Source organism: Micromonospora sp. NPDC049230 (assembly GCF_040647875.1).
Classification (GTDB): Bacteria; Actinomycetota; Actinomycetes; order Mycobacteriales; family Micromonosporaceae; genus Micromonospora.
Genome location: NZ_JBEZCZ010000025.1, coordinates 92,348 through 113,435, shown reverse-complemented (window position 1 = coordinate 113,435; position 21,088 = coordinate 92,348). Strand labels below are relative to the sequence as shown.

The 21,088-nt window shown below is 71.5% G+C and carries 18 protein-coding genes and 1 tRNA gene; 3 read left to right on the top strand and 16 right to left on the bottom strand.

Going from position 1 to position 21,088, the window contains the following annotated elements:
- Window positions 1–49: 49 nt before the first annotated feature.
- Window positions 50–126, bottom strand: a tRNA-Thr gene (locus tag AB0A95_RS21170).
- A 144-nt stretch (window positions 127–270) separates the two neighbouring features.
- On the opposite strand from AB0A95_RS21170, the gene AB0A95_RS21165 reads away from it, so the two are divergent.
- Window positions 271–2,016, top strand: coding sequence for a metallophosphoesterase (locus AB0A95_RS21165; protein ID WP_357557467.1), 1,746 nt, complete (start codon window positions 271–273; stop codon window positions 2,014–2,016).
- Between the two features lie 56 nt (window positions 2,017–2,072).
- Here AB0A95_RS21165 and ricT read toward each other — a convergent pair whose 3' ends face one another.
- The 6 genes from ricT to tmk form a co-directional block, all read right to left on the bottom strand.
- A complete protein-coding gene (gene ricT, locus AB0A95_RS21160) occupies window positions 2,073–2,912 on the bottom strand; it encodes a regulatory iron-sulfur-containing complex subunit RicT (RefSeq protein WP_357557466.1) in 840 nt (279 codons plus the stop codon).
- Between the two features lie 398 nt (window positions 2,913–3,310).
- Window positions 3,311–3,991: a hypothetical protein gene (locus AB0A95_RS21155; protein ID WP_357557465.1), complete on the bottom strand. Its 681-nt coding sequence runs from the start codon at window positions 3,989–3,991 to the stop codon at window positions 3,311–3,313.
- Complete coding sequence (locus tag AB0A95_RS21150; protein WP_357557464.1) at window positions 3,991–4,296, bottom strand: hypothetical protein; 306 nt, start codon at window positions 4,294–4,296, stop codon at window positions 3,991–3,993. Before AB0A95_RS21150 ends, AB0A95_RS21155 begins: the two co-directional genes overlap by 1 nt.
- A 1-nt stretch (window position 4,297) precedes the next feature.
- Window positions 4,298–4,627 carry a YbaB/EbfC family nucleoid-associated protein gene (locus AB0A95_RS21145; RefSeq protein ID WP_007454690.1) on the bottom strand — a complete coding sequence of 110 codons (330 nt, stop codon included), beginning with the start codon at window positions 4,625–4,627 and terminating at the stop codon, window positions 4,298–4,300.
- A 122-nt stretch (window positions 4,628–4,749) separates the two neighbouring features.
- Window positions 4,750–6,084 carry a DNA polymerase III subunit delta' gene (locus tag AB0A95_RS21140; RefSeq protein WP_357557463.1) on the bottom strand — a complete coding sequence of 445 codons (1,335 nt, stop codon included), beginning with the start codon at window positions 6,082–6,084 and terminating at the stop codon, window positions 4,750–4,752.
- Window positions 6,084–8,174 (bottom strand): dTMP kinase, encoded by a 2,091-nt coding sequence (tmk, locus tag AB0A95_RS21135; protein ID WP_357557472.1) that lies wholly within the window; start codon window positions 8,172–8,174, stop codon window positions 6,084–6,086. The genes AB0A95_RS21140 and tmk overlap by 1 nt, the downstream gene beginning before the upstream one ends.
- A 317-nt stretch (window positions 8,175–8,491) precedes the next feature.
- Here tmk and AB0A95_RS21130 point away from each other — a divergent pair, with 317 nt between their 5' ends.
- Complete coding sequence (locus AB0A95_RS21130; protein WP_357557462.1) at window positions 8,492–9,697, top strand: amino acid deaminase/aldolase; 1,206 nt, start codon at window positions 8,492–8,494, stop codon at window positions 9,695–9,697.
- Between the two features lie 15 nt (window positions 9,698–9,712).
- On the opposite strand, the gene AB0A95_RS21125 is transcribed toward AB0A95_RS21130, so the two are convergent.
- Entirely contained in the window at window positions 9,713–10,315 is a 603-nt protein-coding gene (locus AB0A95_RS21125; RefSeq protein ID WP_357557471.1) for a TetR/AcrR family transcriptional regulator, read from the bottom strand.
- A gap of 226 nt (window positions 10,316–10,541) precedes the next feature.
- Here AB0A95_RS21125 and AB0A95_RS21120 point away from each other — a divergent pair, with 226 nt between their 5' ends.
- Window positions 10,542–11,858, top strand: a complete 1,317-nt coding sequence (locus AB0A95_RS21120; protein WP_357557461.1) for a D-arabinono-1,4-lactone oxidase — start codon at window positions 10,542–10,544, stop codon at window positions 11,856–11,858.
- Window positions 11,859–11,925: 67 nt separating this feature from the next.
- Here the strand turns inward: AB0A95_RS21120 and AB0A95_RS21115 are convergent, their stop codons facing one another.
- The 8 genes from AB0A95_RS21115 to AB0A95_RS21080 form a co-directional block, all read right to left on the bottom strand.
- Complete coding sequence (locus AB0A95_RS21115; protein ID WP_357557460.1) at window positions 11,926–12,243, bottom strand: DUF559 domain-containing protein; 318 nt, start codon at window positions 12,241–12,243, stop codon at window positions 11,926–11,928.
- A 41-nt stretch (window positions 12,244–12,284) separates the two neighbouring features.
- Window positions 12,285–12,890, bottom strand: a complete 606-nt coding sequence (locus tag AB0A95_RS21110) for a hypothetical protein (protein ID WP_357557459.1) — start codon at window positions 12,888–12,890, stop codon at window positions 12,285–12,287.
- Between the two features lie 117 nt (window positions 12,891–13,007).
- Complete coding sequence (gene topA, locus AB0A95_RS21105) at window positions 13,008–15,866, bottom strand: type I DNA topoisomerase (RefSeq protein WP_357557458.1); 2,859 nt, start codon at window positions 15,864–15,866, stop codon at window positions 13,008–13,010.
- A 407-nt stretch (window positions 15,867–16,273) separates the two neighbouring features.
- Window positions 16,274–16,987, bottom strand: coding sequence for a hypothetical protein (locus AB0A95_RS21100; protein WP_357557457.1), 714 nt, complete (start codon window positions 16,985–16,987; stop codon window positions 16,274–16,276).
- Window positions 16,978–17,520 (bottom strand): hypothetical protein, encoded by a 543-nt coding sequence (locus tag AB0A95_RS21095; protein ID WP_357557456.1) that lies wholly within the window; start codon window positions 17,518–17,520, stop codon window positions 16,978–16,980. Before AB0A95_RS21095 ends, AB0A95_RS21100 begins: the two co-directional genes overlap by 10 nt.
- Window positions 17,521–17,621: 101 nt before the next feature.
- Entirely contained in the window at window positions 17,622–19,982 is a 2,361-nt protein-coding gene (locus AB0A95_RS21090) for a sodium-translocating pyrophosphatase (RefSeq protein WP_357557455.1), read from the bottom strand.
- A gap of 315 nt (window positions 19,983–20,297) precedes the next feature.
- Window positions 20,298–20,735 carry an ATP-binding protein gene (locus AB0A95_RS21085; RefSeq protein WP_030334228.1) on the bottom strand — a complete coding sequence of 146 codons (438 nt, stop codon included), beginning with the start codon at window positions 20,733–20,735 and terminating at the stop codon, window positions 20,298–20,300.
- A complete protein-coding gene (locus tag AB0A95_RS21080) occupies window positions 20,732–21,088 on the bottom strand; it encodes an STAS domain-containing protein (RefSeq protein ID WP_357068548.1) in 357 nt (118 codons plus the stop codon). The genes AB0A95_RS21085 and AB0A95_RS21080 overlap by 4 nt, the downstream gene beginning before the upstream one ends.

The following is a 21,088-nucleotide window of genomic DNA, read 5'->3' as shown; positions in this document are numbered from 1 at the left end:
AGGCCCCGTGACCTTGGCTTATCGCCTGGTCACGGGGCCTTCGCCTTCGTGGAGCCGCCTGACGGAATCGAACCGTCGACCTACGCATTACGAGTGCGTCGCTCTAGCCGACTGAGCTAAGGCGGCAACGATCAGCAAGTGTACGGCACCCCGTTGCCCGGCACCGAACGGGATACCCTCGCCCCTCCCACTACCGTCAACCGGACAACAGCCGCCAACTGACCCGTTACCGGACGGCGTCTGGCCGAATCCGGTACTACGCTGCGGCGGGTGAGCGACGAACGCGACGACCACCCGGCTCCGGCGGCCGACGATCACCCCGAGGGGGAGCGTGCCCGGCCTCGGCCACGCTCCACCGATCCGCTGGAGCTGGGCTTCACCCCGCGCAAGCCGGTGCCGTGGCTGGCACCGTTCCTGCTGATCAGCACCGGCATCCGGACGCTACTGGCGGTCCTCTTCGGCGCGTACCTGGACAAGCGCGAGTTGCAGAACGCCTTCGGCGACGACGTCTTCCACCAGGCGGGGCCGGACGGCGGGCTCTGGCTCGACTACGTGGCCGACCTCGGTGACGGCTTCCACGCCACCTACTCCGTGGCGTACCTGCTGGCCCAGCCGGCGTTGACAGTAGACGGGCACCGGCTGCCCCGGGCGCAGACCCTGGTGATGGGCGGCGACCAGGTGTACCCGTCGGCGGCCTACGAGGAGTACGAGAACCGGTGCAAGGGCCCCTACCAGGCCGCGCTGCCGGCGACCCCGCCCGAGCGTCCCACGCTGTTCGCGGTGCCGGGCAACCACGACTGGTACGACGGCCTGACGGCGTTCCTCCGGCTGTTCGTCCGCTCCCGGGACCGTAACTTCGCCGGCTGGCGTACCGGGCAGTCGCGGTCGTACTTCGCCGTGGAGTTGCCGGCCGGCTGGTGGCTGCTCGGCGTGGACGACCAGTCCGGCTCGTACCTGGACGACCCGCAGTTGGCCTACTTCGACGAGGTGGCCCGCCGGCTCGGCCCGGAGTCGAAGGTGATCCTGGCCGCGCCGTCGCCGACCTGGGTGAAGGCCGCCGACAACCCGATGGCGTACGACTCGATCGACTACTTCATCCGGACGATCATCGACCCGACCGGGGCACAGGTGTGGCTGCTGCTCTCCGGCGACCTGCACCACTACGCCCGGTACGCCGGCCCGCAGCGGCAGTTGATCACCTGTGGCGGCGGCGGGGCATACCTGTACCCCACCCACAAGCTGCCGAAGCGCCTCGAGGTGCCGCCACGCGACACGCTGGCAAGGCGGGCCAGCGTGGCCCAGCCGTACGATCTGGTGGCCCGGTATCCGGACGCGGCCCGCTCCCGCCGTTACGGCTGGGGCATCTTCGCCCGGCTGCCGTTCCGCAACCCCGGCTTCACCACGTTGCTCGGCATCCTGCACACCCTGCTGATGCTGGCCATGGCGGGCGCGACGGCGAACTGGGCCGACAGCACCAACCAACGACTGTTCAGCGTCCCGCTGGTGCTGATGGTGCTCGTGACGGTGGTCGCGGCGGTGCTGTTCGCCAAGCCACCCAACGCCAGCGGCAAACGGCACGCTCGGCACTGGCTTCTCGGTGTCGGCCACGGCGTGGCCCAGGTGGCGCTGGCCGCCGGCGGCACCTGGGTCTGGTTGGCGCTGCCGTTCTACGGATGGCCGTGGCCGCTGCCGGCGGTCGCCGCGGTGGTGCTGTACGGCCCGCTCATCGGTCTGGTGGCCAGCCAACTGGTGGCGGCGTACCTGCTGGTGGCGGGTTCGCTCGGGGTGAACGTCAACGAACTGTTCGCCGGGCAGGGCATCGAGGACTCCAAGTCGTTCCTGCGGTTGCGCATCGACCCGGACGGCACGCTGACCATCTACCCGATCGGGGTGGACCGGGTGTCCCGCGACTGGCAGGTCAACCCCGACCAGTCCGCCACGGCAAGCTGGCTGACCCCGAAGGATCGCCTGACCCCGCACCTGACCGAACCCCCGATAGTCCTGCGCTCGCGGTGACCACCCACAGGTCGCCCCATTCCTGAGGCAACCCTTTTGATCATCGCGGGGGTCTGTCAGGGGGTGTAGTGCTGGTCGTGGGCTTGCCGGGGGGCGCAGACGGAGGCGCGGGAGCAGGAGCAGCGGGAGCCGTCGGCGTCGAGCCGGACCGTCACGGCGTCCCGGGGGACGCTGTGGCCGACGACCCGGCCGTCGCCCTCCGGGGTGGAGACCCGGCTGCCGACCGCAGGGGCGGTCTCCTGGAATCTGGCGTACAGGGGATGCTCGTATTTGAGGCAGCACATCAACCTGCCGCACGCCCCGGAGATGCGCAGCGGGTTCAGGGGGAGATCCTGGTCCTTCGCCATCCGGATGGTCACCGGCTCGAAGTCGGTGAGGAACGTCGCGCAGCACAGGTCGCGACCGCAGGAGCCGATGCCGCCCTGCACCCGCGCCGAGTCGCGTGCGGAGAGCTGACGCAGCTCGACCCGGCAGTGCAGGGTGGCGCCCAGGTCACGGACCAGGGAGCGGAAGTCCACCCGGTGCGGGGCGGTGAAGTAGACGGTGCTGCGCTCACCGCCGCCCTCGACGGTGCCGAGCACGTGGTCGACGGCCACCACCTTCATCGGCAGGCCATGCGAACGGATCAACCGTTTCGCGGCCACCTTGGCCTCGGCCTTGCGGCGCCGCAGTGCCTCGTCGCGGCGCAGGTCGTCGTCACCGGCGAGCCCCACCAGGCGGGGAAAGCCGTCGGTCTCCTCGGTGACCCACTGCGCCGCCCACACGCACTCCGCCACCTCGGGCCCATCGTCGGTGGGCACCAGCACCTTGTCCCCCACCTGCGGACGCAACTCGCCGGGATCCAGGTAGTAGAGGCGCCCGTACCGGTTGAAGCTGACCGCGCAGAGCATGCCCATCCCCCCACCCTACGACGGATCACCGCGAAGGACGCACCGACCGATACCCCCAATGCCATTCATGGCCATCGACTTGACCGATGCCCGGGCCACCCGTCGTGCCGTTGCCCCTCGCCCGGACGGTTGAATCCGCGCCCGGGTAGGGGACAAACGGGTTCGAGCGGCGTTGAGTGAAGACAGACCTGCGGGGGGTGCAGGGGGAAGACCACGGCGTCGCCGTGGGCGCCGGCTCCGGTCCGGTGTCCGCGAGCGACGTCGTGGCCTGTCCGAGCGGCAACCGCGACCGGGACGAGCCAGCACGGCGGCCGACGCGCTGCCAGCACCGCGAGCAGGACGCGACGGCGCCACGCCCGCAACCGGCCAGCACCGCGGCCGGGAGATCGGCGCGCTCCGGGCGGTTACCAGCCGACGCGGGTGGGCTGGTCGTAGTGCGGCCGACCGTCCAGCGGAGGCCGCCACGCGGTCTCGGCGAGGCTCGGCGCCCACTGACGCAGCAACGTCTCCGCACCGTCGTACGCGACGCAGAGCACCGCCAGCACCCGCGCGGCGATCTCGGCAGCGTCGGCGACACCCGGCCCGACCGGCGTCAACCGGGTCGGCGGGCCGGTGGCGGTGGCGGCGACGACGGCGACCGCCTCGGCCGAGCGGAGCACGTCGGCCAGTGTCCGGGCCAGCGCGAGGCGGCTGCCCTCCACCCAGTCGGCGAGCGCGTCCGCGTAACCGGCGGTGGATTCGAGCCGCCCGACCAGGCTCTCCGGGCCCTCGTCGAGGTGGCGCAGCAGTGCTGCCCGCTGTTGCCCGTAGGCCGTGGCAGCCGGACCGGACCAGAGCACCGAGTCGGTGAGCGCGGCGGAGGCGTCGTCGTACCCCCGGACGAGCCGGCGCACCGCGTGCCCGGCGCCGGCGAGCGGGGCGGGGTGCAGGTCGAGGAAGCCGCGGACCGCATCGCCCGGCAGCACCTGCATCCGGCGCAGCAGGGGCCAGACCCGGTGCCCCTCCGGGACGCCGGCGGCGATCAGCCGGTCCACCCGGCGCAGCAGGTCGAGGCCGGGCTCGGCGAGCCGGTCCAGTGCGTCCATCAGGGCTCCCCGGCGAGCCGGCGGCGGGCTGCCCGGTCGACCTCGGCGTAGCGGTCGGCGGCCTCCCGGACCGCCGAGGCGGCTGCGGCCAGACGACCGGCGGCGGTGCGGGCCTCCCGGGCCCGGTCGTCGGTGGCGGTGGCCCACTGCCGGTGCAGCGCGCGCCCGATCTCGCCGGGTCGCCCCGGGGCGTCGGCGCCGAACGCGGCCTGGGCCGGGTCGCTGGCGGTCACGCTGTGCGCGAGTGCGGTGAGCGTGGCACTCGCCTCGTCGAGTCGGGCGGACAGCGCGCGCAGTGTGTCCATCTCAGGCCCCCGCGAGCGGTCGGTAGGCGGCGAACGTCTCGTTGTGCAGCTTCTCCCGCGCCCACTCGGCGGCGTCGGCCGCCGCGGTGACCGCGGCCTGCACGGAGCCGGCGACGTCCCGTGGGCTGCGGGTGTGCAGCGGGCCGAGGAACCGGACGTCGGTGATCCGGCCCCCGGCGGTGACGACGACCTCGACCAGACCGTCCGGCGACCGGACGGTCACCTCGACGGTGGACACCGCCTGGTCGAACTCGGCCTGGAGCGACTCGATCCGGCGGTAGCGCCGCACCGCTTCCTCGATCCAGGCTTCGTCGATCTCCCCCCGCGGCATTGGCCGACTCCTCCCGGATGAGCCATGACTGAGCGTGCCGCCACCGTCACCACGGCACACCGGACCGTACCGCACCGCAATCGGGCCTGTCGATGCCTGTGGATAACGCCGGAAGCTGCGGGTCAGCCCTTCCAGAGGGCGAGCATCATCGCCTCGACCGCGATCCGCGGCTTGACGTTCGCCTCGATCGCCGCCCGGCAGGCCAGCACGGCCTCCAACCGGCGCAGCGATCCTTCGGCGTCCCACTTCTGCGCGCCGGCGCCGGCCAGTGCGGCGGTGTCGGTGTGCACCGGGGCGACGGGGGCGCGCAGCGCCATGGTGAGCGCGTCCCGGTAGAACCCCGCCAGGTCGACAAGCGCCCGGTCCAGTGCGTCTCGCTGGGCACGGGTGGCGCGGGACTTCTGCCGTTTCTCCAGCTCCTTGAGCTGCCCGGCTGCGCCGCGCATCGCGCCGGCCGCCCCCCGGCCGGTGCCACCCGCGCCGAGCGCGGTCTCCAGTGCCGCCCGCTCGGTCGTGTCGGCCTCGGCGACCGATGCCTCGGCCTCCGCCTCGGCCGCCTCGATCAGCGCCGACGCCGCGTCGAACGCCGCGCCGACGCCGGTCAACCGGCGCGGCACCGCGAGCACCGCCTCGCGTCGCTTGCGGGCCTCCGGGTCGCGGGCCAACCGGCGGGCCCGACCCACGTGCCCCTGCGCGGCCGCCGCCGCCCACTGCGCCACGTCGGGCGCGATCCCGTCCCGACGGACCAGCACCTCGGCCACGGCGTCGGCCGGCGGCTGCCGCAGGGGTACGACCCGACAGCGGGACCGGATGGTCACCGAGATGTCGTCCGGGTGGGTGGAGGGGGCGCAGAGCAGGAAGACCGTCCGCGGCGGCGGCTCCTCGATGGCCTTGAGCAGCGCGTTGCCGGCGGCCTCGGTGAGCCGGTCGGCATCCTCGATGACGACCACCTGCCAGCGCCCACCGGATGGGGTGCTGGCCGCCCGCAGCACCAGCGCGCGCATCTCACCGACACCGATGGACAGCCCTTCCGGCACCACGAGCCGGACGTCGGCGTGGGTGCCGCCCATCGTGGTGCGGCAGCCGGGACACTCGCCGCAACCGGTGCCGTGCACGCACTGGAGGGCGGCGGCGAACGCCCGCGCGGCGACCGAACGACCGGAGCCGGGCGGGCCGGTGAAGATCCAGGCGTGTGTCATGCCGGCGGCCGGGTCCACCCCGCCAGCCGCGGCAGCGCCGCCCGGGTCGGCGAACTCGGCACCGTCGTCCGGGTCGGCGAATTCCGCATCGCCGTCCGGGTCGGCGAACTCCGCACCGCTGGCCGGGCCGGCGGTGATCAGCGCGGGTGCCCGGTCGGCCGCACCGGCGCGCAGCACGGCGGCCGCGGCGGCGGCGGCTCGGCGCAGCTCCACGACCGCCTCGTCCTGACCGACCAGGTCGGCGAAGACGTCCGGCATCAGGTCTTGTGCTCCATCGTCACCAACTCCGAGTCGGATAACTCAGGCTGCACCGAGGTGTCCGGGCCCTGCGCCGGCCGAGGGTGCACGATGCCGCCGGGGCTGCCGAGCATCTCCTCGACCCGCCGGACCACCTGGCCGGTGATCTGGTCGGCCGGTCGGGACGCGTCGAGGACGAGGTAACGCTTCGGGTCGGCGGCGGCGAGGTCGAGGAAGGCGTACCGGACGCGCTCGTGGAAGGCGACCGACTCGGCCTCCAGCCGGTCGGTGCCGGTGTTGCGCGAGGCCACCCGGGACAGCCCGGTGTGCGGCTCGACGTCCAGCAGCACCACCAGGTCGGGCTTGAGCCCACCGGTGGCCCAGGAGGAGAGCCAGGAGACCTCGTCGACGGGCAGCGTACGGCCAGCGCCCTGGTATGCCAGGGACGAGTCGACGTACCTGTCGCTGATCACGACGCCGCCCCGGACCAGCGCGGGCCGGACCACGGCGGCCACGTGGTGTGCCCGGTCGGCGGCGTAGAGCAGCGCCTCGGCCCGTGGCGAGGGCGCCTCGTCGCCGGAGGTGTCCAGCACCATCGACCGGATCCGCTGCCCGACAGCGGTGGCTCCCGGCTCCCGGGTGACCACGACCTCGCGACCCTGGCCGCGCAGCCGGTCGGCGAGCGCGGCGAGCTGGGTGGACTTGCCGGCACCTTCGCCGCCCTCGAACACCACGAACAGCCCGGCGGAGACGAACGGCTCGGACGGCATCAGCGGCCGGCCCCGGATCGAGCCCCACAGGTCGGCGAGGACGGGGACGCCCTTCTTGTCGTCCATCTGGCCGAAGGCGCTGATGCCGGCGAAGATGCCGGCGGCACCGGCGGCGAGCAGCAGCAGACGGGTCGACGACACGGAGATGCCGAGGTCGGCGATCGTCAGCTTGCGGGAGCCGCCGACGCCGACCAGCAGGCTGCTCAGCCCGATGGCCAGGATCAGCACCAGCCGGGTGCCGATCTGCACCACGGCGAAGACCCGGCCGCGCACCTCGTCCTTGATCTCGCCGCCGAGCAGGGTGGTGCCGGCCAGGAAGGCCATGCCGGCACCGGTACCGACAAGTACCGCGCCGACGATCGCCATGGACAGGTGGATGGCGAAGGCGAGGGTCATCACGGCGGCGCTGGCCAGCACGATGCTCATGCCGAACCAGCGGCGCCGGGACATCTCCTTGACGACCATCGGGCCGAGGCCGATGCCGAGAGCCAGGCCGATGAAGATGGCGCCGAAGAGCAGGAAGAAGGCGGCGTCGCCGGCGCCGAGCGAGGCGGCGAAGAACTTGGCGGTGCCGATCACGATGCCGCCGCCGGCGAACGCGCCGAAGATGCCGAGCACCAGGCCGCGGACGAGCCGGGTCTGGCCGATGTACTTCCAGCCCTCGGCGAACTGCCGGAACATGCTCTTTTCGGCACGCTCGGCCTCACCGCGTTGCGCCTGGCTGATCTCTTTGATCCCGAACGCCACCACGAGGGCGGTGGCCAGCCGGGAGAAGGAGTTGACCCAGAGCGCGAGTTGGGCGGGCTCCGCCCAGCCGAGGTCGCCGTTGGGGACGAGGGCCCGGACGCTGCGGTCGAGCGCCGCGGCCACCAGCGCCGCGAGGATCGGGGTGAGGCCGTAGGTGGTGATCAGCGTGAGCTGGTTGGCCGCCTCCAGGCGGGCGCGCGGGATCAGGTTGGGGACCGCGGCCTCCTTGGCCGGGATCCAGATCAGGGTGATCGACTCGATCAGGAAGGTGGCGACTGTCGCCCACAGGACCACGAGCCCGCCGTTGGCGCCGGCCAGCGCCACGATCGGGATCGAGGCGAAGAGCACGAAGCGGAGCAGGTCGCAGATGACCATCGTCCAGCGCCTGTCGAACCGGTCGGCCAGCACACCGGCGACCGGCCCGAGCACCAGCGCGGGCAGCAGCCGGATCGCGATCACGCCACCGAAGGCCGCACCCTTGGCGGTGCTGCCCTGGACCTGGGACGCGGCAAAGACCGAGGTGGCCAGCAGGCCGAGCCAGTCGCCGAAGGAGGCCGCGCCGAGCACGATCCACAGCCGGCGGAACGGCCGGATGCGCAGGACGGAGCGGATTGCGGCATAACCGGACGGATCGACCTGACCGCCGCTGGGCTGGTCGGCGGGGTTGCCCGACTGGCCGTCGGAGCGCGACACGCCGGGCGACTCGCCGCTGTTCTGGCTTTCGATGGCCGTACCTCCACGTGCCGGCCCATCGCTGGGCGCCTCCGGTGGAACACTCTAGACCTGGTGGGGGGCGGCCCCACCGACGACATTCTCCTGCTCGCTGAGCCTAGGCCGCCGAAGGCACCGGCCGCAGCCCGGACGTACGCGAGGGTATTTCGCATTTACCGCCGGACAGTTAGCGTGCACACGTGGCCATCGAAAGCGACAATCTTCGCAAGCGCCTGGATCGGGCGACCGCCCACCTCGACCCGCCCTACGCCGTGGTCGACCTCACCGCGTTCGACGCCAACTCGGCCGACCTGGCCGATCGCGCCGCCGGCAAACCGGTCCGCCTGGCGAGCAAGTCGGTCCGCGCCCGAGAGTTGATCAGCCGAGCCCTCGCCCGACCGGGCTGGCAGGGCGTGATGGCGTTCACCCTGCCCGAGGCGATCTGGCTGGTCCGGGCCGGAGTGAGCGACGACGTGCTTGTCGCGTACCCGACCGTGGACCGCGCGGCGCTCGCCGAGCTGGCCGCCGACCCGCTGCTCGCCGCCGCGATCACCCTGATGATCGACGGCACCGGCCAACTCGACCTGATCGACGACGTCCGCGCCCCCGGGCAGCGCGCCGAGCTGCGACTCTGCCTGGACCTGGACGCCTCCTGGCGACCGCTGCGCGGGGTGCACGTCGGCGTCCGCCGCTCACCGGTGCACAGCGCACGCGCGGCCGGCGCGCTCGCCGCCACCGTCGCCGACCGAGCCGGCTTCCGGCTGGTCGGGCTCATGTCGTACGAGGCCCAGATCGCCGGCCTGGGCGACGCGCCGCCGGGGCGGACGCTGCTGGCGGGCGCGATCAGGCTGGCCCAGCGCGGTTCGTACCGCGAGTTGCTGGCCCGCCGGGGTGCGGCGGTGGCCGCGGTACGCGAGCACGCCGACCTGGAGTTCGTCAACGGCGGCGGCACCGGCAGCGTGGCCGCCACCAGCGCTGATCCCGCGGTCACCGAGGTCACCGCGGGATCGGGCCTGTACGGGCCGACGTTGTTCGACGCGTACCGCGCCTGGCGACCGACCCCTGCCGCGTTCTTCGCCTGCTCGGTGGTCCGCCGGCCGACACCGGAGCTGGCCACGGTGCTCGGCGGCGGCTGGATCGCCTCCGGCCCGGCGGCCGACAGCCGACTGCCCCGACCGTGGCTGCCGGCCGGGCTCAAGCTTGTCGGCACCGAGGGTGCCGGTGAGGTGCAGACTCCGCTGGCCGGCGCGGCGGCAGCCAGCCTCCGGGTCGGCGACCGGGTGTGGTTCCGGCACGCCAAGGCCGGTGAGCTGTGTGAACGAGTCAACGAGCTACACCTGGTCGAGGGGGACGAGGTCGTGGCGACAGTCCCCACCTACCGGGGCGAGGGGCAGGCCTTCCTCTGACGCGCCCGCGCCAACTCAGGCCGGCTGGGCCGCCTCGGTCTGCCGCACCGAGGACAGGTCGCTGCCCGGGCCGTCGACCTGACGGTGCAGGTATTCCCGGATCAGTGCCTTCGCCTCCAGCAGCACCCGTTCGTCACCGTCGGACTTCCGCCGGAACGCGAGCTTGATCAGCGCGTCCGCCGCCTCGACGGCGATCTCCAGGACGAACCGGAGCTTCGGCACGTCGGTGAGCCCGAAGCGCTCGGTGAGCACCTGGGCCAGCTGATCGGCGATCACGCCGTTGTTGTCCCGCTGCTCGTCGAGCAGGTGCAGGTCGACCACGTCGCCGAAGTGCAGGGTACGGAAGCCGGGGACGGTGCGGTGCATCGTGATGTATTCGTCGATCCCCGCGTCGACGCCATCCCACCAGTGGGTCATCTCGTCGGAGGCGAACCGCTCGTCGAGACGCTGGAGGTAGGACTCCATCGTCCGCAGGGTCAGCGCCTGCACGATCGCCCGTTTGTCCGGGAAGAACTGGTAGACCGACCCGATCGCCACTTCGGCGCGCTCGGCGAGCAGGGTGGTGGTCAGCCCCTCGTACCCCACCTCGTCGACGAGCTCGGCGCAGGCATCCAACATGCGCTGTACCCGCGCGACACTTCGACCCTGCACCGGAACGCGGCGCAGCGGCCCGGTCGTGGCGGCTGGTGTGGACACTCGGCGCCACCCCCCTTCGACGGATGAACATATCTTCACGTCACGAGTCCGTGACTACCGGTACAACGAGCGGATCGCAATTGCGGTATTTACCAGGCACAACGTTCCTGATATGAAGTCAGTTCATATTCATGAATGAGGAGCGCGCATGGTTGGCACCGCATCGCTCGCCGCTGGATGGTCCAACTGGGCCGGCAACCAGCGTGGCAGCGCCACCGCGATCCTGCGCCCCGGCTCGCCGACGGATGTCGTAGAAGCCGTCCGATCCGCCTCGGCCGACGGTGCCCGGATCCGCGTGACCGGCAGCGGGCACTCGTTCACCGCCGTCGCGCTCGCCGACGACCGACGGATGGAGCTGTCCGAGCTGGACACCGTGGTCAGCGTCGACGTCCCGCGCCGGCTGGTCACCGTACCCGCGGGAATGACCCTGCACGCGCTCAACGGCCTGCTCGCCCGGCACGGCCTCGCACTGCCCAACCTCGGCGACATCGACGCGCAGACGGTGGCCGGGGCGATCTCCACGGGCACCCACGGCACCGGCGCCGGCTACGGGTGCCTGTCCACCTTCGTCGAGGCGATCACCCTCGTCACCGGCACCGGCGAGGTGCTGCGCTGCTCCGCCGACGAACACCCCGACGTGCTCGCCGCCGCCCGGGTGTCACTCGGCGCGCTCGGCGTCCTGGTCGAGGTGACACTGCGCTGCGTGGAAGCCTTTGTCCTGCACGCCCACGAACGTCCCGCCGAGCTGGCCGACGTCCTCGGCGACCTGCCCACCCTGATCGGCTCGCACGACCACGTCGAGTTCTACTGGTTTCCCTACACCCAGCGGGTGCAGGTCAAGAGCAATAACCGGGTACCGGCCAACGACCGGCCACTGCCCCGCTGGCGCGGCTGGCTGGACGACGACTTCCTGGCCAACCGGGTCTTCGCCGGCGCCTGCCGACTCGGCCGGGCCGTGCCCGCGCTGGCCCCGGGCATCAGCGCGGTCTCGGCCCGCGCCCTCACCGAACGCCGGTACACGGGCCGCTCGGACCGGGTCTTCTGCACCCCGCGCCGGGTCCGCTTCGTGGAGATGGAGTACGGCCTGCCCCGCGAGGCGCTGCCCGAGGCGCTCGCCGCGCTCCAGCGGATCGTGGACGGGCTGCCGTTCAAGGTGCTCTTCCCGGTGGAGGTGCGATTCACCGCCGCCGACGACATCTGGCTGTCGCACGGCTACGGGCGCGACAACGCCTACATCGCCGTGCACCAGTACGTCGGCATGCCGTACGAGCCGTACTTCCGGGCCTTCGAGCAGGTGGCCGCCGGACTGGGCGGTCGCCCCCACTGGGGCAAGCTGCACTATCGCGACGCCGCCTCGCTGGCCACTGCCTACCCCCGTTTCGCGGACTTCCAAACCGTCCGCAACCGCCTGGACCCCCACCGGGTCTTCACCAGCCCCCACCTGACCCACGTCCTCGGCGCCTGACGGACCCGCGCTTCCAGAGATCTTGGAAGGAATGTGCCCCTGGAGGGGCGTTTTCCTTCCAAGATCTTCATCCTGGCCAGCCAGCCGACCGCAGGGCGGCGCGGAGTTGGGTGACGACCTCGTCCGGTTTGGCCCGGATGGCCCAGGCCGGGAAGCGCAGCACGCGGTCACCGTCGACCCAGAGCCCGTTCTGCCGGCTCATGTCCGCCCACCAGGCACGTGGATCAAGGTGCTGCCCGCCGTCGATCTCGATGTGCACCCGCCACTGCTCGAAGTAGGCATCCAGGTAACGGCGTCGCCCGGCCGAGTCACAACGGATCTTCTGGCGCGTCGGTTCGGGTAGCCCCGCGCGTCGGACCAGGCTCAAAAAGTCCAGCTCCGGCAACGAGTGGGACCCACCCGCCGCGTCCGCCGCCGTGCCCAGAATCAGTTGGCGACGAGGACCCGGGGCAGCTGGTCGACGATCCGGTGCAGGTCGTCGGCGGCCACGAGCCGTTGTTGAAATGCGGCGGCGACGATCGCCCGCGCCTCCCGGTCGGTGCCGGCCCACTGGGCCGCGTCCACTATCGAACGGGCCGGCATCGTCCTGCGGGGTTGCCCGACGGCCAGGACATCCCGGTCGGTCAACGTGGCGGTCCGGTGCGCCAGCACGCCCGGTGGCAGCGATCCACGCCGGCAGGCGGCGGGAAGGAGCACGTGAACCGGTCGACCCGGGAACCCTTGAAGCCCTCCGGCCTGTGCGGCGGTCAGACCACCGAGGATCGCCTGCGGTCCCGCGGCGAGGACGGCCACCCACCGGAGTTGGCCGGCACTGACCGGCCCGTTGTGCGCGACCAGCACGGCGCGGTGGACCTGTCGCCACCTGCCGGTGGCCAACCGGTGCCGGATGGCCTTGGACGACAGGTGCCGCCTCGCCTGGGCGAGGCTCAACACGTCCTCCTGATGGAAAAGCAGCCAGCTCAACTCGTCCGCGTCGTCGTGCGGCAGCCGCCGAGCCCAGGCAGCGGGTGAAGAAGTCCTCCGAAGACTCACAAGAATCAGTCTTCAGATCGCCGACCCGGACGGCAGCCCCTGTGGACAACGACGAGATCTTGGAAGGAAAGTGCCCCTCCGGGGGCGTTTTTCTTCCAAGATCTCGTCGTTCCAGGCTTACTCCGTGCTCGACGTGGCCTTGCGGGGGGCGGCCTTCTTCGCCGGGGCCTTCTTTGCCGCCGTCGTCGCCTTGGCCGTGGTGGTCTTCTTCGCGGCCGTGGACTTGCTGGCGGCGGCCGTCTTCTTGGTCGCGGTGGCCTTCTTGGTCGCGGTGGCCTTCTTGGCGGGAGCCTTCTTCGCCGCCGCCTTCTTCCGCGGCGCCGGACCCTTCGCCCGCTTCTCGGCCAGCATCTCGGAGGCTTCCTCCAGGGTCAGCGCCTCCGGCGTCTGACCCCGCCGCAGCGACGCGTTGAACTCCCCGTCGGTGACGTACGGGCCGAACCGGCCATCCTTGATCACCAGCGGCTTCTCGGTCGCCGGGTCGACGCCCATCTCCCGCAACGGCGGCGCGGCGGCACGCCGGCCACGGGTCTTCGGAGCGGCCAGCAACGCCAGCGCCTCGTCCAGACCGACAGTGAACATCTGGTCCTCGGACTCCAGCGAGCGGAACTCCTCGCCCCGCTTCACGTACGGGCCGTAGCGGCCGTTGTTGGCGAAGACCTCGACACCGTCCGGTGCGACGCCGATCAGCCGGGGCAGGCTGAGCAGCTTGAGCGCCTCCTCCAGGGTCAGCGAGTCCGGGGTCTGCGTCCGCAACAGCGACGACTTCCGCTCACCGCTGGACACGTACGGGCCGAACCGGCCGGACTTGAGCACGATCGGCTCGCCGGTCGCCGGGTCGTCGCCAAGCTTGCGCTCGCCGCTGCCGCCGAGGAACAGCTCGTGCACCTTCTCCGGGGTCAGCTCGTCCGGGGCCAGGCCCTCGGGGATCGGCGCCCGGTCGCCCTGGTTGCCGCCCTCCTCGCCCTCACCCGAGGCGGCCGGTGCCGGCTGCTCGCCGCCGGGCAGCTCCCGTTGCAGGTACGGCCCGTACCGGCCGACCCGCACGACGACCTCACGGCCGTCGTCGTCGGTGAACAGCGGGATGGAGTTGACGCTGCGCGCGTCGATGTCGCTCAGGTTCTCGGTGACCAGCTTCTTGAGCCCGCCGGAACGGGCGATGTCCTGGTCGCCGGCCCCGTTGGAGCTGCCGAAGTAGAACGCGGTGAGGAAGTCGACAGCGGCGTGGTCACCGCCGGCGATCTCGTCCAGCTCGTTTTCCATGGTGGCGGTGAAGTCGTAGTCGATCAGGCGCGGGTAGTGCCGCTCCATCAACCCGATCACCGCGAACGCCAGGAACGTCGGGATCATCGCCTGGCCGCGCTTGGTGACGTACCCCCGGTCCTGGATCGTCTGCATGATCGACGCGTAGGTGGACGGGCGGCCGATGCCCAACTCCTCCAGGGCCTTGACCAGCGACGCTTCGGTGTATCGCGACGGCGGCTGGGTGTGGTGGCCCTGCGCGGCCAGCTCGTCGGCGGTCAGCGGCTGGTCCTTGACCAGGGTGGGCAGCCGGCGCTCGGCATCCTCGGCCTCGGCGTTCTCGTCGTCGCTGGACTCGACGTACGCGCGCAGGAAGCCCGGGTCCGTGATGGTCTTGCCGGTCGCGCCGAAGTCGGCCTCCTCCTGCGAGGTGGAGACGGCGCGGATGCGCACCGAGACGCTGGAGCCGACCGCGTCGGTCATCTGCGAGGCGATGGTGCGCCGCCAGATCAGCTCGTAGAGCTTGAACTCCTCGGCGGACAGCTCCTTGGCCACCTCGCCCGGGGTGCGGAAGTTGTCCCCCGCCGGGCGGATCGCCTCGTGGGCCTCCTGCGCGTTCTTCACCTTGCCGGTGTAGCGGCGTGGCTCCGGCGGGACGCTGCGCTCGCCGTACAGCTCGACGATCTGTCGGCGGGCCGCCGAGATGGCGGTCTCCGACAGGTTGACCGAGTCGGTACGCATATAGGTGATGTAGCCGTTCTCGTACAGGCGCTGCGCGGTGCGCATCGTCTGCTGCGAGGACAGGCGCAGCTTGCGGGCCGCCTCCTGCTGGAGGGTCGAGGTGATGAACGGCGCGTACGGGCGGCGACGGTAGGGCTTCTCCTCGACCCGGGTGACGGTGAACGGCCGCCCGGCCAGTCGGGCCGCGAGACCCCGGGCGCCACCCTCGTCGAGGTGGACGACACCGGCGCCGGGCTTCACCCGGCCGGTGGTCGGCTCGAAGTCCTTACCGGTGGCGATCCGGTCGCCGTTGAGGGCGATCAGCGTGGCGTTGAACGCGCGCGGGCCCTCGCCGGCGTTCGTCACGGCGAGGGTGGCCAGGATGTCCCAGTACTCGGCGGTGCGGAAGGCCATCCGCTGCCGCTCCCGCTCGACCACGATGCGGGTCGCCACGGACTGCACCCGACCGGCCGAGAGCCTCGGCATGACCTTCTTCCACAGCACCGGGGAGACCTCGTAGCCGTAGAGCCGGTCGAGGATCCGCCGCGCCTCCTGGGCGTCGACCAGGTCGCGGTCGATCTCCCGGGGGTTTGCCACCGCCGCCTGGATCGCCGGCTTGGTGATCTCGTGGAAGACCATCCGCTTGACCGGGACCTTGGGCTTGAGCGTCTCGACCAGGTGCCAGGCGATCGCCTCGCCCTCGCGGTCCTCATCCGTCGCCAGGAAGATCTCGTCGACCTCCTTGGCCAGCTTCACCAGCTTGCTGATCTGCTGCTTGCGGTCGGCGGAGACGACGTAGAGCGCGTGGAAGCCGTTGTCCACGTCCACCCCGAGCCGGGCCCAGGGTTCCTTCTTGTATTTGGCCGGCACATCGGCGGCGTTGCGCGGCAGGTCGCGGACGTGACCGAAGCTGGCCTCCACGACGTACCCCGGGCCGAGGTAGCCCGAGATCGTCTTGGCCTTCGCCGGTGACTCGACGATGACCAGACGGGTGGTTCCAGCGTTGCTCGGCACGTCTCTCCCCGACCTCACTCCTGCTCGTGGCCTGCCAGCGCTCGGACAGCGATCGCTCTCGACCCCCGCCGTCGCACCGGCGGTCCGGATGTCCAACGTAACGCGCCGTCCGCGTTTCGGGTTTCGCGGGCGGCAAACCGCCACCGCGCGACGGTCAACTCTCGCCCGCCGCGCTCGGCACTGCCGGACGGCGCCACCGTACACCGTGGGTAGGGCTCGAAGAGGGTCACTGTGACGATGGCGGGCCAACGGGACAGCTCCGACCCGCCCGTTTCCGCCCGGATCGACCCGTCCGGTGTCCGGCACCAGACACCCACCCCGCCCCGGCCGCCGCCGACCGACATGAGTCGATCATGGACGTGGTGGGCGTTTTAGACCCGGACGCGAAGTACGTCCACCAGAGTGGGTCAGGTTGGCCAGGCTTCTGAGGGTGCTGTGCTCGGTGGTGCGCCGACCAACTCGGCGAGCCGGCCCAGCCGTCGCCGGCCGGTGATCCGGTACGCCGGGCCGCCCTCATCCGGGCTGAGCAGCGTGCCAGCCAGCCCGGCCGCGTCGAGCGCAACCCCGATCGGCTCCCAGCACTCCCGGTCGTCCGCGCCCAGCCGCAACAGGAAACCATCTGGTGGTTCCGGCGTCCCGGCGGCGGCGAGCCACAGCCGCAGCCGCCGCCCGGTCAGGTGAAAGCTGGCCGGCGGGCGTTTCGCCGTACCGTGCAGCCAGGCGGCCGCGAGCGGCTTCAAGACCCGGGTGTACGACGTACGCACGGCGTGTCGCTCGCCCTCGGCCGGCTCCCAGCTCGCCGCCAGCCCACGCGACGCCAGTTCCGCGACGAGCACGTGCACCCGCCACGCGGCGTCCACCCGCACCGAGAGACGGGCGGTGCCGCCCATGCGGACCACCTCGCCCGGGCCGGCGAGCAGTCCGGCCAGGTCGGCGACCGTCGGCTCGGCCGCCTCCGCGCCGAAGAAGACGAGTTGCCGCCCCGCGTCATCACCCGAAGTGGGGCCGTTGTGGGGCGGCCCACGGCGTCGTCGCGCGGGTGCGGGCGTGTCGGGTTCGGGGGCGGGGAACAGCGCCGGCGGCTGCGCCGCCGGAGTGTCGTCGAGCCCACTCAATGACACTCCGGCACCTCGTCGAAGGCTTCTTTCAGCTCCTCGGAGTTGAGCTTGCTGGTGTCCAGCGCACTGGCGTCGTACTCCGTGTTGAGAGTGGCCACAGCGGCCCGCACGCCGTCGTAGAAGGCGGTCGGCTCGCCGGTGCCCAGCCCGTCGATGGTGTCCCGGGCGCGGCCATAGGCGTCCCGCATCTTCTCAAGCGAGCCGCGGAACCCGGCGGAGATGGCGTCGCCGTTCTCGGCCTCCGGGACGCCAGCCTGCTCCACCTTGCGGCGCGCGGCCTCGCTGGCCTGCTCCGCCCCACCGAAGAGCCGCACCAGGTTCTCCTTGGCCTGCGCCGGAGTGGTTTGCGCGGTCATCTGTTCGTCAGTGCTGCTTGTCAACTTGCTGATCTCGGAGCGCCACGGCGTCAGCGCGGCGCACACCGAAGCCGCCCAGGCCCGTGGGCTGGGGCCTCCGCCGCAGCCGGCCAGGACGAGGACGATTGTGGCCAGGACCACCGTGAGCTTTCCGGCGGCAGACGCCCGGCACCTACGCATGCGTTGCAGCGTACGGCCTTTGGCCAGGTGTGGCACCGGGCCGGACGGCCGGGGTCCCCGGTCGACGCGGACGTCGACCGGGGACCCCGGCCGGTGCCGGGTCAGGCGTTGACCGTCTCCGGCCGTTGGTCGCTGCTGCCCGCGCCGGTGCTGCCGTCGGCGTCGGAGTCGGACATCGCGATGCCCTTGCGCTTGCTGAACACCACAGACGCCACGATGATCAACGTCGCGACCAGCGCGATGCCGACCCGCAGGCCGACGTTGCGGTCGTCGCCGACGCTGTACGCCACCACGGCTGGTGCGATCAGCAGCGAGACCAGGTTCATCACCTTGATCAGCGGGTTGATCGCCGGGCCGGCGGTGTCCTTGAACGGGTCGCCGACGGTGTCACCGATGACCGTCGCGGCGTGCGACTCGGAGCCCTTGCCGCCGTACGCGCCGTCCTCGACCAGCTTCTTGGCGTTGTCCCACGCGCCACCGGAGTTGGCCAGGAAGACCGCCATCAGGGTGCCCGCCCCGATCGCCCCGGCCAGGTACGCGGCGAGCGCGCCGGGCCCGAGGCCGAAGCCGACAGCGATCGGCGCCAGGATGGCCAGCAGACCGGGGGTCATCAACTCGCGCTGCGCGTCCCGGGTGCAGATGTCGACGACCTTGCCGTACTCCGGGCGCTGGGTGCCGTCCATGATGCCGGGCAGCTCACGGAACTGCCGGCGAACCTCCATCACGACAGCGCCGGCCGAGCGGGACACCGCGTTGATGGCCAGCCCGGAGAAGAGGAACACCACCGCCGCGCCGATGATCAGGCCGACCAGGTTGCGCGGGTTCGCCACGTTCAGCGCGTTGAGGATCTCGTCGCCGACGTTGCCCACGCCCGCGCCCGCGTACGCGAGTTGCAACGAGTCGGTGTACGACCCGAACAGCGCGGTCGCGGCGAGCACCGCCGTGGCGATCGCGATGCCCTTGGTGATCGCCTTGGTGGTGTTGCCCACCGCGTCCAGCTCGGTGAGCGTGCGAGCACCGTGCTCGTCGATGTCGCCGGACATCTCGGCGATGCCCTGGGCGTTGTCGGAGATCGGCCCGAAGGTGTCCATCGCGACGATGACGCCGACAGTGGTGAGCAGGCCGGTGCCGGCCAGCGCCACCGCGAACAGCGACAGCGTGATGGAGCTGCCGCCGAGCAGGAACGCGCCGAAGACGCCGGCACCGATGAGCAGCGCCGAGTAGACCGCCGACTCCAGGCCGATGCTGATGCCAGCCAGGATGACGGTGGCCGCGCCGGTCTGCGAGCTCTTGCCGATGTCCTGCACCGGCCGCCGGTTGGTCTCGGTGAAGTAGCCGGTCAGCGCCTGGATCGCGGCGGCCAGCACGATGCCGATCACCACCGCGCCGATGGCCACGAACCGCGGGTTGCCGTCGACGCCGGTGAGGCCGTCGTCGAACTCGCCGAAGGTCGCCGGCAGGTAGGCGAAGGCGGCGATCGCCACCAGCACCGCGGAGAGCACCGCCGAGATGTAGAAGGCCCGGTTGATCGCGGTCAGGGCGTTGCGGTCGGAGGCGCGCAGCCGGGTGATGAAGACGCCGACGATCGCGACCAGGACGCCGATGGTGGAGATGATCAGCGGGAAGACCAGGCCCTCCTCGCCGAACGCGGCCCGGCCGAGGATCAGCGCGGCGACGAGCGTCACCGCGTACGACTCGAACAGGTCGGCGGCCATGCCGGCACAGTCACCGACGTTGTCGCCCACGTTGTCGGCGATGGTCGCGGCGTTACGCGGGTCGTCCTCGGGGATGCCCTGCTCGACCTTGCCGACCAGGTCGGCGCCGACGTCGGCGGCCTTGGTGAAGATGCCGCCGCCGACCCGCATGAACATCGCGAGCAGCGCGGCGCCGAAGCCGAAGCCCTCCAGCACGGTCGGCGCGTCACCCCGGTAGACCAGGACGACGAGCGCGGCACCGAAGAGGCCGAGGCCGACGGTGAGGAAGCCGACCACGCCACCGGTCCGGAAGGCGATCTTCATGGCCGCCTCGCGGCCACCCTCCCGTTCTCTCGCGGCGGCGGCGACGCGCAGGTTGGCGCGGGTGGCCAACCACATGCCCGCGCCGCCGATGAACGCGCTGAACAGTGCGCCCACCACGAAGAAGAGCGAGCGGCCGAGCTTCACCGCGGTCACGCTGCCGTCGGTGTCGTGCACCGGCAGCAGGAAGAGCAGCACCACGGCAATGACGACGAAGATCGCCAGGGTACGGAACTGGCGGAGCAGGTAGGCCGAGGCGCCCTCCTGGACCGCCCCGGAGATCTCCTGCATTTTGTTGGTGCCCTTACCGGCGGCCAGCACCGTCTTGGTGAGGGCGGCGGCGAAGCCGAGCGCCACCAGCGCGATCACCGCGGCGATGACGACGTAGATGACATTGCTTCCGGTAAGGGAAAGCCCGCCGCCGGGGGCGGCCAAGGTCTCGGACATCTGTGTCCTCCTGTTACCGAACAATCGCGCCGGTGAGTGGAGACGCACCGACCGACGCCTGGATGCGGACTTCGCAAGCGAGCGCCAACCCCAGCGGACCAGCGATGACCACCCATACCCGCTGGGTGCGGGATGGATCACTTGCTGACAACCCGGGTACTGTAGCCCTCCGCAGTGTCAGAGGTCACATGCAGGTGGCACCGTGTCGCGATGATCTCCATCGCTGTGTTATGAAACAAAATCTGATATAGGGCATGGTCCATGAAAGAAAAGGCCGCACCCCGACTGGGATGCGGCCCGCGAAACGATTTTCGGTCAGCGGCCGACCGGCCACACCATCCGCACCTCGGTGCCGATGCCCTCGTCGACCGGGCGCACCTGTAGGTCCTCGACGAAGCCGGCGAGCAGCGCGAACCCGACGCCGGTGGTCAACGCCTCGTCGGTGAGCGACTCGTTGGCCAGTTCGTCCGGGGGCAGCGCGGTCAGACCGATGCCCGCCTCGATCGGCGCCCGGTCCACCACCCGCACCGCGTACGAGCCACCGTCGGACATCTCCACCAGCACCGGGTCGGCAAGGCCGTACTGCCGGTGCAGGGCCACCGCGCGGGTGCACGCCTCACCGATGGCCAGGCGTACCTCGTCCAGCAGGTCCTCCCGGACCCCGGCACGCCGCGCGACGGCAACGCCGACCAGCCGGGCGGTGCGCACGTGCACCGGGGCGGGGGAGAACGAGAGCTTGACGGTCGCCATCACGCGCCGGCGCCCGCCGGGTCGGCGCTGATCGCCGCGTCGACCGTTGGGTGCAACGGGAACACCTGGTCCAGTGCGGTGATCCGGAAGATCTTGAGCAGGGGCTCCTTGTCGCAGACCAGGGCGAACGAACCACCTGCCGAGCGCAGCCGCTTGAGCGCGCCGACCAGCACGCCCAACCCGGTGGAGTCGAGGAAGTCCACCCGATCGAGGTCGACCACCACGTGACGGGCGCCACCGTCGATCAACTCGAGGAGTCGTTCGCGGAGTCGGGGCGCGGTGTAGACGTCCACCTCACCACCGACCTCGAGCACCGTGTGCTCGCCCACGGTGCGGGTCGCCAGCGACAGCTCCAT

Bases quoted from the DNA above. Each gene is read 5' to 3' on its own strand.
- ricT (WP_357557466.1), bottom strand. From the start codon at position 2,912: ATGGGCATGCTCTGCGCGGTCAGCTTCAACCGGTACGGGCGCCTCTAC.
- AB0A95_RS21155 (WP_357557465.1), bottom strand. From the start codon at position 3,991: ATGGACGCACTGGACCGGCTCGCCGAGCCCGGCCTCGACCTGCTGCGC.
- AB0A95_RS21150 (WP_357557464.1), bottom strand. From the start codon at position 4,296: ATGGACACACTGCGCGCGCTGTCCGCCCGACTCGACGAGGCGAGTGCC.
- AB0A95_RS21145 (WP_007454690.1), bottom strand. From the start codon at position 4,627: ATGCCGCGGGGGGAGATCGACGAAGCCTGGATCGAGGAAGCGGTGCGG.
- AB0A95_RS21140 (WP_357557463.1), bottom strand. From the start codon at position 6,084: ATGCCGGACGTCTTCGCCGACCTGGTCGGTCAGGACGAGGCGGTCGTG.
- AB0A95_RS21125 (WP_357557471.1), bottom strand. From the start codon at position 10,315: ATGTTGGATGCCTGCGCCGAGCTCGTCGACGAGGTGGGGTACGAGGGG.
- AB0A95_RS21120 (WP_357557461.1), top strand. From the start codon at position 10,542: ATGGTTGGCACCGCATCGCTCGCCGCTGGATGGTCCAACTGGGCCGGC.
- AB0A95_RS21095 (WP_357557456.1), bottom strand. From the start codon at position 17,520: ATGCGTAGGTGCCGGGCGTCTGCCGCCGGAAAGCTCACGGTGGTCCTG.
- AB0A95_RS21090 (WP_357557455.1), bottom strand. From the start codon at position 19,982: ATGTCCGAGACCTTGGCCGCCCCCGGCGGCGGGCTTTCCCTTACCGGA.
- AB0A95_RS21080 (WP_357068548.1), bottom strand. From the start codon at position 21,088: ATGGAGCTGTCGCTGGCGACCCGCACCGTGGGCGAGCACACGGTGCTC.